The following is a 12,422-nucleotide window of genomic DNA, read 5'->3' on the forward strand; positions in this document are numbered from 1 at the left end:
CTCACCCGACCTCCGCTTCGCTCCGGCCACCCTCTCCCCGTCGGGGAGAGGAGGGAGCCCATCCCACTCAATCCTCATAGCTGTGCCCTGCCCTGAGCCCGTCGCGCACGCGCGCCGCGATCGCCAGGAACTCCGGCGTCTCGCGGATGTCGAGCGGCCGCTGCTTCGGCAGCGTCGATTCGATGACGTCGCTGACACGGCCCGGACGCGGCGACATGACAATGATCCGCGTCGAAAGGTAGACCGCCTCGGGAATGGAGTGGGTGACGAAGCAGATGGTCTTGTTGGTCCGCTCCCACAGCTCCAGCAGCTGTTCGTTGAGATGGTCGCGCACGATCTCGTCCAGCGCGCCGAATGGCTCGTCCATCAACAGAAGATCGGCGTCGAAGGCCAGCGCCCGCGCGATCGAGGCACGCTGCTGCATGCCGCCGGAAAGCTGCCACGGGTATTTCTGCTCGAAGCCGCCCAGGTTGACGAGGTCGAGCGTGCGCTTGATGCGCGCCGCCTGCTCTGTCTTGGACAGGCCCATGATCTCCAGCGGCAGCGCCACATTGCGCTCGATCGTGCGCCATGGATAAAGCGCGGCCGCCTGGAAGACATAGCCATAGGCGCGGCTCTGGCGCGCCTGCTCGGGCGTCATGCCGTTGACGGAGATGGTTCCCGAGGTCGGCTTCTCCAGATCGGCGATGACCCGCAGCAAGGTCGTCTTGCCGCAGCCGGACGGCCCGATGAAGGAGACGAATTCGCCCTTGCCTATGGTCAGGTCGACATTCGACAGCGCCTGCACCGGACCGTCACTGGTCTGGAAGGTCAGGCCGAGTTTGCTTGCCGAAACGACGGCTGGCGATGTTCCCGTCATAGGCCGCAGCCTGCCTTTTTGCGCCGCTGCCGCGCCGGGCGGAATCCGGTTGATTTTGCCACAATGCTGCTTTCCACTCGTCTTGTCCCACTCGATCGAGAGTTTGCCCGATGTCGTCCAAACCCACCTGCCATCTTATCCGCCCCGAAAACTCTTATGAAGGCAAGCAGGGACTGAGTTATTTCACCGGCATCGCCACTGAGACGGTCGGCTCTACCGGCATCTGCATGCACCTGCTCACCATGCCGCCCGGTGCCCGCGCCAAGGCACATATGCACGAAAGCCATGAAACGGCGATCTATGTGCTCTCCGGCGAAGTCCATACCTGGTATGGCGACCGGCTTGAACAGCAGATCGTGGTCAAGGCCGGTGACCTCTTCTACATACCCGCCGGCGTGCCGCATCTGCCGGCCAATCTGAGCGACAGCCCGGCCTCGGCGGTCATCGCCCGCACCGATCCCAACGAACAGGAAAGCGTCGTCCTGCTGCCGGAACTGGATGGGCTGGTCGCTTGAGGTCGACGCTGAGGCAGCGGCCATCACCGGCAAGGGGAGACTTCCCCCATGACCATGCCGTCCTCGTCGGCGATCACCAGCCTGGCATTCTTGTTGCTCCGCTTGATGGTGAACTGGCCGGGTGACTCACCCTCCTCGCCTTCCGCCTGGCATTGCGCCTTCACCACCAGCGAACCGTCTGCCTGCGCCTGGGTTTCGGTGAAGGTGCAGGCGCTGGCCACAGTGATGAATTCCTTATCGGTCAACAGCAGCATGTCCTCGGCATAGACCTGCTGACCGTTCTTGTTGATGCAACCGGACTTGTTGCCATAGGGCTTGGAAAGGTCGATGGCGGCCGCCGAAGCCTGGCCAGCCGCTAGCATCACGGATGCAACGACCGCGAGATAAACAGCGCGCAAGCTCACACCCCGGTCGCCGGAATGCCTGATCGTTCTACCTTGCGCGGCGCGGAAATTTCCTTCCAGGTCGACAGCGCCCGGTTGACCGCCGCATTCGGCTCGCGAGCGACGAACTCGCCATGGCCGGGCTTCGCCTTGACCTCGTGTTCCTGGATCGACAATTCGCCGCGCGAAAAAACGAAGCGCGGCAGGCCGGTCACCTCGAAACCTTCGAAGACGTTGTAGTCGATCACCGACTGCTGCTTCTTGGAGGTGATCGTCTTCTTGCGCTTCGGGTCCCAGACGACGATATCGGCGTCGGCGCCTTCGACGATGGCGCCCTTCTTCGGATACATGTTGAGGATTTTTGCGATGTTGGTCGAGGTCACCGCGACGAACTCGTTCATCGTCAGCCGGCCGGTGTTGACGCCGGTGGTCCACAGCACCGGCAAGCGGTCCTCAAGCCCGCCGGTGCCGTTAGGGATCTTGGTGAAATCGCCGACGCCGTTGCGCTTCTGGCTGGTGGTGAACGCACAATGGTCGGTCGCCACCACTTGCAGCGATCCAGCCTGCAGGCCGGCCCAAAGCGAATCCTGATGCAACTTGTTGCGGAAGGGCGGGCTCATCACCCGGCGCGCCGCATGGTCCCAGTCCTTGTTGAAATATTCGCTCTCGTCGAGCGTCAGATGCTGGATCAGCGGCTCGCCGAACACCCGCATGCCCTTCTGCCGCGCCCGGCGAATGGCTTCGTGGGCCTGCTCGCAGGAGACATGCACGACATAGAGCGGCACGCCGGCCATATCGGCGATCATGATGGCGCGGTTGGTCGCCTCGCCTTCCACTTCCGGCGGACGCGAATAGGCATGCCCCTCCGGCCCATTATTGCCCGCGGCCAGCAGCTTCTGCGACAGGGCAGCAACCACGTCGCCATTCTCGGCATGAACCAGCGGCAGCGCGCCGAGATCGGCGCAGCGCTGGAACGACGAATACATCTCGTCGTCGTCGACCATCAGCGCGCCCTTGTAGGCCATGAAGTGCTTGAACGAGGTGATGCCCTTGTCGACGACGGTGGCCATCTCGTCGAACACCTGCTTGCCCCACCAGGTGATCGCCATGTGGAAGGAATAGTCGCAGGAGGCCTTCGAAGTCTTGTTGTCCCACATCTGCAAGGCCTCGAGCAGCGACTGCTGCGGCGACGGCAGGCAGAAATCGACGACCATCGTGGTGCCGCCGGCAAGGGCGGCGCGCGTGCCGCTCTCGAAATCGTCGGCCGAATAAGTGCCCATGAACGGCATTTCGAGATGGGTGTGCGGATCGATGCCGCCCGGCATCACATAGCAGCCGGTGGCGTCGAACTCGTGGTCGCCATGCAGGTCCGGGCCGATGGCGATGATCTTGCCGTGCTTGAACAGCACATCGGCCTTCCAGATTCGGTCGGCGGTGACGATGGTGCCATTCTTGATGACTTTGGACATTTTTGTTCCCTTGTTTTTCTCGCGCTTCTTGGTGAGCGGCGTTCGGAATCTTGGTTTCTAGTTCACGCCACGATCACAGCCGTCTCGACCACCGCGTGGAACAGCACGTCGGCGCCGGCCGCCGCCCATTCCTTGGAGATCTCTTCGGCCTCATTGTGCGACAGCCCGTCTACGCAGGGGCACATCACCATCGCAGTCGGTGCGACGCGGTTGATCCAGCACGCGTCATGGCCTGCGCCGGAGACGATATTGCGATGCGAGTAGCCAAGCCGTTCAGCGGCGTCTCGGATCGCCTTGACGCAGCCCGCGTCGAAGGTGACTGGGTCGAAATGGCCGACCTGATCGATCGCGTATTGGATGTCGAGCGCCTCGCAGATCGTGTCGATGCCTTCGCGGATGCGGCCATCCATGGCATCGAGCACCTCCTTTTCCGGCGAGCGGATATCGATGGTGAACACGGTCCGTCCGGCGATGATGTTGCGCGAGTTCGGATAGACCTCCATGTGGCCGACTGCGCCGACGGCGTCGGGCTGGTAGTCCATGGCGATCTCGTGCACCAGCTCGATCACCCGCGCCATGCCGAGCCCGGCGTTGCGGCGCTTGGGCATCGGCGTCGAGCCGGTATGCGCCTCCTTGCCGGTCAGTGTCACCTGCAGCCATTTCAGTCCCTGGCCATGGGTGACGACACCGATGTCGATGCCCTCGTCCTCGAGGATCGGGCCTTGCTCGATATGCAGCTCGAAGAAGGCATGGATCTTGCGATCGCCGACTTTCTCGGTGCCTTTCCAGCCGATGCGTTCGAGCTCCTCGCCGAACTTCTTGCCGTCCTTGTCGACATGCTCGTACACGTCGGCTTGGTCGAGGACGCCGGCGAAGACGCCGGACGCCATCATGGCCGGCGCAAAGCGCGCGCCTTCCTCATTCGTCCAGTTGGTGACGACGATCGGATGTTTTGTCTTGATGCCGAGCTCGTTGAGCGAGCGCACGATCTCCAAGCCGCCGAGCACACCAAGCACGCCGTCATACTTGCCGCCGGTCGGCTGGGTGTCGAGATGGCTGCCGACATAGACCGGCGGCAGATCAGGATCGGTGCCTTCACGGCGGGCAAACATCGTGCCCATCTCGTCGAGGCCCATTTCGAGCCCCGCCGCCTCGCACCAGCGCTTGAACAGATGCCGCCCCTCGCCGTCCGCGTCGGTCAACGTCTGGCGATTGTTGCCGCCGGCAATGCCGGGGCCGATCTTCGCCATCTCCATTATCGAATCCCACAAACGGTCTGAATTGATTCGCAGATTCTCGCCGGGAGCGGCCATTCAAAACCTCATCTATTGCGCGGCGTCCCCCTCCCCCTCGAGGGGAGGGTGGCCGCGAAGCGGTCGGGTGGGGTCGCCGAACATGCGCGCGACCTTCTCCTTGACCACCTGCGCCACATGCCAAGCGCTGTTTATGGCATCGGGCTCATCGACGCGAAAGATATCGAACCCGAGCGATCGCAAATAGGCGTCACGGACAGCATCGTGCCGCTTGCCTCGTTCCTGCTCGTGCAGATCGCCATCCACTTCCACGACAAGCTTTACCGCGAGGCAGGCAAAGTCAACGATATACGGTCCGATCGGGCACTGGCGGCGGAACTTGATGCCGGCTGATTTCAGCTCGCGCAGTTCGTACCACAGCAGGGATTCGCCTTTGGTCGCATGAACTCGAAGCGCGCGCGCCTTTTGGCGCATTTCGAAGCTCACGCGGGTACGAGGCATCAGAAACCACCTCGCGGCAAGAGATCACGTCGGGGCGCGGCGCCACCGACCCCACCCGACCGCCTTGCGGCGGCCACCCTCCCCTCAAGGGGGAGGGAAAGCTGCGCCGCGTCTCTCAATCCACCACCCTCAGCACTTCACGCACATGGTCGATCAATTCGTTGATCTGGCCCTTGGTGATGATCAGCGGCGGCGACAGCGCGATGATGTCGCCGGTGGTGCGGATCAGGGCGCCGCGCTCGAACGCCTTGACGAACGCCGAGAAGGCACGCTTGGTCGGACTGCCGGGAATGGGCGCCAGCTCGATCGCGCCGATCAGGCCGATGTTTCTGATGTCGATGACGTTCGGCTCGCCCTTCAGCGAATGCAGCGCGTCTTCCCAATACGGCGCCAGTTCCTCGCCGCGGGTCAGCAGGCCCTCTTCCTTGTAGGTGTCGAGCGTGCCGAGGGCTGCCGCACAGGCGATCGGATTGCCCGAATAGGTGTAGCCGTGGAAGAACTCGATCATATGCTCGGGGCCGGTCATGAAAGCGTCGTGGATTTCCTTCTTGACGAACACCGCGCCCATCGGGATGACGCCGTTGGAGACGCCCTTGGCGGTCGTCATGATATCGGGCGTGACGCCGAAATAGTCGGCGGCGAACGGCGAGCCGAGGCGGCCGAAGCCGGTGATGACCTCGTCGAATATCAGCAGGATGCCGTGCTTGGTGCAGATCTCGCGCAGCCTCTCGAGATAGCCCTTCGGCGGCAGGATGACGCCAGTGGAACCGGCCACCGGCTCGACGATGACGGCCGCAATGGTCGAGGCATCATGCAGCGCGACGATGCGCTCCAGCTCATTGGCCAATTCCGCGCCATGCTCCGGCACACCCTTGGTGAACGAGTTCTTCTCGGGCAGATGCGTGTGCGGCATGTGGTCGACGCCGCCGAGCAGCGTGCCGAACATCTTGCGATTGGTAACGATGCCGCCGACCGAGATGCCGCCGAAATTGACGCCGTGATAGCCGCGCTCGCGGCCGATCAGGCGCGTGCGTGAGCCCTCGCCTTTGGCGCGGTGATAGGCGATCGCCATCTTCAGCGCGGTCTCGACCGATTCCGATCCGGAATTGGTGAAGAACACATGGTCCATGCCCTTCGGCGCCAGGTCGACCAAACGGTTCGCCAGTTCGAAGACGATCGGGTGGCCCATCTGGAACGCCGGCGCATAGTCGAGCTCGGCGGCCTGTTGCTGGATCGCCTCGGTGATCTTCGGCCGACAGTGGCCGGCATTGACGCACCACAGGCCGGCGGTGCCGTCGAGAACCTTGCGCCCGTCGCTCGTCGTGTAATGCATGTCCTTGGCGGACACCATCATGCGAGGCGCCTGTTTGAACTGCCGGTTTGCCGTGAACGGCATCCAGAATGCGCTGAGATCGTTCGGCGTGACTTTCAGCCGGTTGGACATGACCAAGACTTCCCCTTGTAACCTGTTTCGGTGCGGCTAACGCTTGGTCTTCCCGACACTTGGTCTCTGCTGCGTTTTCGTGCTACGCAAATTTTGACCGATTGGACAAACGTTAGCACCGCCCTGTCGGCGGTCAAGGGATTACTAGCGGAAATGCGGCAGCTGAAGCGCGCTCCACAGACCGGAGAAAAACTGGTCCAGAGAATTGGTCCAGCCGACCGCCGCGGCGATGTCCTGCGGGGATGACGACAGGTATGGACACCCCTGCCCCTCGCCGCACCCGCATTCAGCAGGAAAAACGCGAGCTGATCCTGGAGGCGGCGCTCGAAGTGTTCTCAACCAACGGCTTTCGCGGCTCGACCATCGACCAGATCGCCGAAGCCGCCGGCATGTCGAAGCCGAACCTGCTCTACTATTTCCGCCGCAAGGAGGACATCCACGAGACGCTGATGAAGCGGCTTCTGGACACCTGGCTGGCGCCGCTGCGCGAGCTCGACGACATCGGCGATCCCTTGACTGAATTGCGCAGCTACATCAGGCGCAAGCTCGAAATGGCGCGCGCTTTCCCTAGGGAAAGCCGCCTGTTCGCCAACGAGATCCTGCAGGGCGCGCCGCGCATCATGCCGATGCTGGAAGGCGAGTTGAAGACGCTGGTCGACGAGAAGGCCGCCGTCGTCAAAGGCTGGATGCGCGCCGGCAAGATCGCGCCCACCGACCCCTGGCACCTGATCTTCTCGATCTGGGCGACGACGCAGCACTATGCCGATTTCGACGTTCAGGTCCGCGCCGTGCTCGGCCCCGACCGCGGCGGCGACGGCCGCTTCGAGGACGCTGCAAGGTTTCTCGAGCAATTGTTCATCGACGGGCTGAAGCCGAAGGGCTAACTCTCGTTTCGTCATCCTGGGGTCTGCGCTGCGTCGCTCCGCTCCTTGCTGCGCCTGAGGATGACGAAGCTGACGGGCTGCGGCCAGCATCGGCTGAATGCGTCGGGGGACCCATCGGCGTATAGGCAGTATCGATACCAGGATAAAGTTTGACCTGTTTGACCGGTGCCGGACGTCCCATCTTCCACTCAGAGCAATGACATGGAGCTCCGAGCATGGAACTGAAAGACAAGACCGTCCTCATCACCGGGTCGACCGACGGCGTCGGCCGCGTCGTCGCGCAAAGGCTCGGCGCCGACGGCGCGCGGGTCCTGGTGCATGGTCGCGATGCGACACGGGGCAAGGCGACGGTCGCCGAGATCGAAGCCGCCGGCGGCAAGGCCGAGCTTCTCGTCGCCGACCTCTCGTCCCTGGCCGAGGTCCGCCGTCTCGCCGAGGCTGTTCGCGCCCGCACGGGCCGACTCGATATTCTCATCAACAACGCCGGCATTGGCACCGCGGGCACCAAACGACAGGTCAGCGCCGACGGCTACGAACTGCGCTTTGCCGTCAATTATCTCGCCGGCTTCCTGCTCACATCAGAGCTTCTGCCGCTGCTCAAGGCGAGCGCGCCGGCGCGCATCGTCAACGTTGCCTCGGCCGGCCAGCAGGCGATCGATTTCGACGACGTCATGCTGACCCGCAACTACGACGGCGTCCGCGCCTACTGCCAGAGCAAGCTGGCGCAGATCATGTTCACCATCGATCTGGCGCAGGAACTGAAGGGCGCCAATGTGACCGTCAACAGCCTGCATCCGGCAAGCTACATGAACACGACCATGGTCCGGCAGGCAGGCATCACGCCGTCGAACTCGGTCGAGACGGGCGCCGATGCTATCCTCAGCGTCGCGACATCGCCAGCGCTCGAAGGGCGGAGCGGCCTCTATTTCGACGGCCGGAATGAATCTCGCGCCAACGCGCAAGCCTATGACGCAAAGGCAAGGCAGCAATTGCGGACATTGAGCCTTGACCTCGTCGGGCGCCCCTCCCCGATATCGAAGGAACGGCATTCATGACTGAGAAATGCCGTGATCGTCGGCGGCTCGTCCGGCATCAGCCTCGGCGCGGAAGCTGCTTGGCCCGGGTATGAAGGTGACCATCACCGGCTCAAGGGTACATGGCGCAGCCTTGGCGGGGCCGGGCTGCGATTTGCCGCATAGTGCATGTCACCCAAAACCTGCCGTCGGGCTTTGACCCGAGGGTGCGCAGCGGTTTGGGAGAACGACTTGCATGAAACGAGCGGTATGGCACGCTGTTCGAAAAGGCTCAATCGGACGTCAGGCCGGGCCAGAAGGCCAGCGCCATTAGCCCGACGACAATGGCATACCATACCGCCGTATGGGCTGCCTTCATGATCGGCCGCCCCACTTCCCGTGCCCGGTTCGGATGCAGGGGGTCATACATGACCTTTACCGCCGCTCCGACCGAACCGGTCATGTTATTGACCGGCAAATGCGATTCAAAGCGCCAGATCTTGCCGAGGCGATCGACGAATTCGATGGTCGGCGTCCTGGGCGAGTCGTCCGACATCTTTATCTCCACCACCTTGCCTGTCACATAGACGCGACGGTGCCGAAGCACGAGATCGCCATAGGTGTGGGGAACGACAAGCACCAGGAAAAAGAGACCGCAGACGAAGCACCAGAGTTGGATATCGCTCGGAAAATAGCCGAATGTTTCGGCAAGCGCCCGAAGCGGCGAGAGCGCGAGGTGAAAGGCCTGCGAAACGCTTCCCCAGAAGCTATTCCAGCTTTGCTCCATAAAGGCTCCGACAAGCGAAACTGAGCCAATCATACGAGGCAATCGCAACGGAGCGATTAACGCGCTGATGACAATTCATACCATATCGGCTGCGCGGTTCCTCTTAAAGCGCCTGGCCCATCAGCGCTAGAAATCCTCCGGTCAGCGCGACATTGGCGACGAAGCCGTTGATGCGGGCGGCGCGCTCTGGCCCCTGATGATCCCAGAAATTGTGGAACATCGGGGTGGCGACAATTAGGAACAGTACCAGGCACAGAGCGGCGGCAGCGGTCCAGACACCTGATATCACCAGCGCTCCGGAAACGATCTGCAGAACGATCCCCAGCCACAGCATCAGCCGCGCCTGCGGCACGCCGCGTGTCGTCATCAGTTGGGTCAGGAAGCCTGCATTCTGGATGTTGCGCAGGCCGGCAAAGACAAAGGCGCCGCCAAGCAGCAGGCGTGCGGCAACCAAAATCTCATTCTCAAAATTCGACAACATGCTCTTGATCCCAAAGCAAAAAGAGACGCGCGGCTTAAGCCGCGCGTCAGGTCCGTCCGCTCAGGCGGCTTTGGCTGCCGCTACCGGATGAATGGCGTGAAAGGAGACGCACAGCCGGTTCCAGATGTTGATCATGCCGATCGCCACCGTCAGCTTGGCCAGTTCCTCTTCCAAAAAGTGTTCAAGCGTTTTTGCGTAGAGATCATCCGGCACGCCGCTGTCCGCGATCTTCGTTACCGTTTCGGTCCAGGCGAAGGCAGCGCGTTCACGCTCGGAAAACAGCGGCGACTCCTTCCAGGCGGAGACGAGATAAAGCCGCTGTTCGATCTCGCCGTCATGGCGCGCCTCGCGGCTGTGCATCTCGACGCAATATGAACAGCCATTGATCTGCGACGCCCGCAATTTGATCAGGTGCAGCAGGCTTTTCTCGAGCCCGCATTCGTCGACCGCCTTGTTGAGCGCCGACACCGCTTTCATGATTTCCGGCGCCGCGCCGAAGAATTGCAGCCTCTGTTTCATCGTCTTTACCTTTCATGCTTGCTTGGTTGAACTGGATTTCTGCGGTCGCTGATGGCGCTCGACAAAGGCGCAGTTCGCGGCGACTGAACGGGGATCGGCATCGATCATATACACCGCCACGATGTCGGACAGCCGGGCCTCGGCAAGAGCGGCGCGATAGGCGCGCTCGGCCTTCAGCATCGCGACGCTGATGCCGCAGGGTTTGACATAGACCGAGGCATCGAGCCTGGCCGGCCCGCGCTGACGGATTTCGCCGCAACGAAAGGCCGGTTCGCGTCCTTCGACGGCGAGCACGATGTCGAGCAGCGTTATGCGCTCGGCCGGCCGTGCCAGCCGGTAACCGCCCGATGGCCCCGGCACCGATTCCAGGATGCCCGACGCCGCCAGCGCGTTGAGATGCTTGAGGAGATAACTCGGCGACAGGCCGAACGCTTCAGCCATGGCAGCACCCGGCATGGTCGCTGCGCCTTCGACGCCGGCAAGCATGGCGGCGCAGTGGATGGCCGCTTCGACGCCCTCACCCAGCTTCATCGTGCTGATCTCCAATTCATGGATATGTCTTATCGTGGATAATTTTTATCCGCAATAGGAAACTTTGGAGATTCGGTGGCGGATTTGTGACGTTCCAGGAATTCCGGCACCTGATCCTTTCAGATCGTTGCGCCGCCCCTTTATTGCCCTGCGGGCGCCAGTTTGCAGGACTTGGGTTCCTCGCCCCCGTGGAGCGGGGGAGAGGTGGCCCGGCGAAGCCGGGACGGAGAGGGGGATGACAGTCGCGAAGCCAGAACCGGTGAAGGATCGGGGCGCGAGCAAGATGGGAAGTCCATCATAAGCCTTGAACAGTTCCCAGCCGCCGCGAAGGCCCCTCTCCGTCCCGGCTTCGCCGGGCCACCTCTCCCCACTTCGTGGGGCGAGGAACCCAAGTTCTGCGGAGTTGCACGCTCGGGCGCCGAACAAATCTCCTCTGCCTAGGGAGACAGATGGCTCACCCGTCCGCGCCTATTCCGCCGCCACCTTGGCCATCGGGTTGTTCGGATGCGTCGTCCAGTTGGCGTAGACCGGCGACACCGGCTTGCCGGTGCGCTGGTCCATCACGCCAACCGCCAGCGGCTCCATGGTGATGCAGTTCTCCACCGGGCAGACATTGACGCAGAGATTGCAGCCGACGCATTCGGCTTCGATCACTTCGAAATGCCTGACGCCATCGACGATTGCGGTGATTGCCTGGTGCGCAGTGTCCTCGCAGGCGATGTGGCAGCGGCCGCATTTGATGCAGGCCTCCTGGTCGATATGCGCCTTGGCGATGTAATTGAGGTTGAGATACTGCCAGTCGGTGACGTTGGGCGTGGCGCGGCCGACGATGTCGTCGAGCGAGGCATGGCCCTTCTCGTCCATCCAGTTTTCCAGGCCGGCGATCATCTCCTGCACGATCTTGAAGCCATAGGTCATCGCCGCCGTGCACACCTGAACATTGCCGGCGCCGAGCGCCATGAATTCGGCGGCGTCGCGCCACGTGGTGATGCCGCCGATACCGGAGATCGGCAGCCCATGCGTTTCCGGATCGCGGGCGATCTCGGCCACCATGTTCATGGCGATCGGCTTCACCGCCGGGCCGCAATAGCCGCCATGCGAACCCTTGCCGTCGATCGTCGGCTCCGGTGCGAAACTATCGAGATTGACGCCGGTGATCGAATTGATGGTGTTGATCAGCGACACCGCGTCGGTGCCGCCGGCAAGGGCGGCACGCGCCGGCTTGCGTATGTCGGTGATGTTGGGCGTCAGCTTGGTGATCACAGGCATGCGGGTGTTGGCCTTGCACCAGCGCACCACCATTTCGATGTATTCCGGCACCTGGCCGACCGCCGAGCCCATGCCGCGTTCCGACATGCCATGCGGGCAGCCGAAATTGAGCTCGATGCCGTCGGCCCCCGTCTCCTCGACCACCGGCAGGATCGCCTTCCACGCATGCTCCTCGCAAGGCACCATCAGCGAGACGACGATGGCGCGGTCGGGCCAGTCCATCTTGACCTGCTTGATCTCGCGCAGATTGACCTGCAGGTCGCGGTCGGTGATCAGCTCGATGTTGTTCAAGCCGAGCAGGCGGCGGTCGGCGCCCCAGATCGCGCCGTAGCGCGGACCGTTGACGTTGACCACCGGCGGGCCCTCTTCGCCGAGCGTCTTCCACACCACGCCGCCCCAGCCCGCCCTGAAGGCACGGATGACATTGTAGGCCTTGTCGGTCGGCGGCGCCGAAGCCAGCCAGAACGGATTTGGCGATTTGATGCCAACGAAATTGTTGCTTATGTCTGCCATG

At 62.6% G+C, this 12,422-nt stretch carries 14 protein-coding genes; 3 read left to right on the top strand and 11 right to left on the bottom strand.

Going from position 1 to position 12,422, the window contains the following annotated elements; translation table 11 throughout:
* Positions 1-67: 67 nt before the first annotated feature.
* Positions 68-859: an ABC transporter ATP-binding protein gene (locus BQ8482_RS37000; protein WP_123151997.1), complete on the bottom strand. Its 792-nt coding sequence runs from the start codon at positions 857-859 to the stop codon at positions 68-70.
* Between the two features lie 110 nt (positions 860-969).
* Between BQ8482_RS37000 and BQ8482_RS37005 the strand changes: the two genes are divergently transcribed.
* Positions 970-1,374: a cupin domain-containing protein gene (locus tag BQ8482_RS37005; RefSeq protein WP_123151998.1), complete on the top strand. Its 405-nt coding sequence runs from the start codon at positions 970-972 to the stop codon at positions 1,372-1,374.
* Between the two features lie 23 nt (positions 1,375-1,397).
* On the opposite strand, the gene BQ8482_RS37010 is transcribed toward BQ8482_RS37005, so the two are convergent.
* The 5 genes from BQ8482_RS37010 to aptA all read right to left on the bottom strand — a co-directional run bounded on the left by BQ8482_RS37010 (position 1,398) and on the right by aptA (position 6,424).
* Positions 1,398-1,778 (bottom strand): hypothetical protein, encoded by a 381-nt coding sequence (locus BQ8482_RS37010; protein ID WP_244603132.1) that lies wholly within the window; start codon positions 1,776-1,778, stop codon positions 1,398-1,400.
* On the bottom strand, positions 1,775-3,226 hold the full coding sequence (hydA, locus tag BQ8482_RS37015; protein ID WP_123151999.1) for a dihydropyrimidinase: 1,452 nt from the start codon (positions 3,224-3,226) through the stop codon (positions 1,775-1,777). The genes BQ8482_RS37010 and hydA overlap by 4 nt, the downstream gene beginning before the upstream one ends.
* Before the next feature lie 62 nt (positions 3,227-3,288).
* Positions 3,289-4,539 (bottom strand): Zn-dependent hydrolase, encoded by a 1,251-nt coding sequence (locus BQ8482_RS37020; protein WP_123152000.1) that lies wholly within the window; start codon positions 4,537-4,539, stop codon positions 3,289-3,291.
* A 12-nt stretch (positions 4,540-4,551) separates the two neighbouring features.
* Positions 4,552-4,953, bottom strand: coding sequence for an endonuclease domain-containing protein (locus tag BQ8482_RS37025; RefSeq protein ID WP_244603133.1), 402 nt, complete (start codon positions 4,951-4,953; stop codon positions 4,552-4,554).
* A gap of 142 nt (positions 4,954-5,095) precedes the next feature.
* A complete protein-coding gene (aptA, locus tag BQ8482_RS37030) occupies positions 5,096-6,424 on the bottom strand; it encodes an omega-aminotransferase AptA (protein WP_123152002.1) in 1,329 nt (442 codons plus the stop codon).
* 254 nt (positions 6,425-6,678) lie between these two features.
* Here aptA and BQ8482_RS37035 point away from each other — a divergent pair, with 254 nt between their 5' ends.
* Positions 6,679-7,308, top strand: a complete 630-nt coding sequence (locus tag BQ8482_RS37035; protein ID WP_165848855.1) for a TetR family transcriptional regulator C-terminal domain-containing protein — start codon at positions 6,679-6,681, stop codon at positions 7,306-7,308.
* A 215-nt stretch (positions 7,309-7,523) separates the two neighbouring features.
* Positions 7,524-8,363 (top strand): SDR family oxidoreductase, encoded by an 840-nt coding sequence (locus BQ8482_RS37040; RefSeq protein WP_123152004.1) that lies wholly within the window; start codon positions 7,524-7,526, stop codon positions 8,361-8,363.
* 250 nt (positions 8,364-8,613) lie between these two features.
* On the opposite strand, the gene BQ8482_RS37045 is transcribed toward BQ8482_RS37040, so the two are convergent.
* From BQ8482_RS37045 to preA, 5 genes are all read right to left on the bottom strand, one after another.
* Positions 8,614-9,108: a DUF3592 domain-containing protein gene (locus BQ8482_RS37045; protein WP_133254902.1), complete on the bottom strand. Its 495-nt coding sequence runs from the start codon at positions 9,106-9,108 to the stop codon at positions 8,614-8,616.
* A 103-nt stretch (positions 9,109-9,211) separates the two neighbouring features.
* Complete coding sequence (locus BQ8482_RS37050) at positions 9,212-9,589, bottom strand: DoxX family protein (protein WP_123152006.1); 378 nt, start codon at positions 9,587-9,589, stop codon at positions 9,212-9,214.
* Positions 9,590-9,649: 60 nt separating this feature from the next.
* On the bottom strand, positions 9,650-10,108 hold the full coding sequence (locus BQ8482_RS37055; protein WP_123152007.1) for a carboxymuconolactone decarboxylase family protein: 459 nt from the start codon (positions 10,106-10,108) through the stop codon (positions 9,650-9,652).
* A 12-nt stretch (positions 10,109-10,120) separates the two neighbouring features.
* On the bottom strand, positions 10,121-10,639 hold the full coding sequence (locus tag BQ8482_RS37060) for an RrF2 family transcriptional regulator (protein ID WP_123152008.1): 519 nt from the start codon (positions 10,637-10,639) through the stop codon (positions 10,121-10,123).
* 468 nt (positions 10,640-11,107) lie between these two features.
* Positions 11,108-12,421: an NAD-dependent dihydropyrimidine dehydrogenase subunit PreA gene (gene preA, locus BQ8482_RS37065; RefSeq protein ID WP_123152009.1), complete on the bottom strand. Its 1,314-nt coding sequence runs from the start codon at positions 12,419-12,421 to the stop codon at positions 11,108-11,110.
* Between the last annotated feature and the right edge of the window lies 1 nt (position 12,422).

The organism is Mesorhizobium delmotii, assembly GCF_900149755.1.
Lineage (GTDB): Bacteria > Pseudomonadota > Alphaproteobacteria > Rhizobiales > Rhizobiaceae > Mesorhizobium > Mesorhizobium delmotii.

Bases quoted from the DNA above. Each gene is read 5' to 3' on its own strand.
- BQ8482_RS37000 (WP_123151997.1), bottom strand. From the start codon at position 859: ATGACGGGAACATCGCCAGCCGTCGTTTCGGCAAGCAAACTCGGCCTG.
- BQ8482_RS37005 (WP_123151998.1), top strand. From the start codon at position 970: ATGTCGTCCAAACCCACCTGCCATCTTATCCGCCCCGAAAACTCTTAT.
- hydA (WP_123151999.1), bottom strand. From the start codon at position 3,226: ATGTCCAAAGTCATCAAGAATGGCACCATCGTCACCGCCGACCGAATC.
- BQ8482_RS37020 (WP_123152000.1), bottom strand. From the start codon at position 4,539: ATGGCCGCTCCCGGCGAGAATCTGCGAATCAATTCAGACCGTTTGTGG.
- BQ8482_RS37025 (WP_244603133.1), bottom strand. From the start codon at position 4,953: ATGCGCCAAAAGGCGCGCGCGCTTCGAGTTCATGCGACCAAAGGCGAA.
- aptA (WP_123152002.1), bottom strand. From the start codon at position 6,424: ATGTCCAACCGGCTGAAAGTCACGCCGAACGATCTCAGCGCATTCTGG.
- BQ8482_RS37035 (WP_165848855.1), top strand. From the start codon at position 6,679: ATGGACACCCCTGCCCCTCGCCGCACCCGCATTCAGCAGGAAAAACGC.
- BQ8482_RS37040 (WP_123152004.1), top strand. From the start codon at position 7,524: ATGGAACTGAAAGACAAGACCGTCCTCATCACCGGGTCGACCGACGGC.
- BQ8482_RS37045 (WP_133254902.1), bottom strand. From the start codon at position 9,108: ATGGAGCAAAGCTGGAATAGCTTCTGGGGAAGCGTTTCGCAGGCCTTT.
- BQ8482_RS37050 (WP_123152006.1), bottom strand. From the start codon at position 9,589: ATGTTGTCGAATTTTGAGAATGAGATTTTGGTTGCCGCACGCCTGCTG.
- BQ8482_RS37055 (WP_123152007.1), bottom strand. From the start codon at position 10,108: ATGAAACAGAGGCTGCAATTCTTCGGCGCGGCGCCGGAAATCATGAAA.
- BQ8482_RS37060 (WP_123152008.1), bottom strand. From the start codon at position 10,639: ATGAAGCTGGGTGAGGGCGTCGAAGCGGCCATCCACTGCGCCGCCATG.
- preA (WP_123152009.1), bottom strand. From the start codon at position 12,421: ATGGCAGACATAAGCAACAATTTCGTTGGCATCAAATCGCCAAATCCG.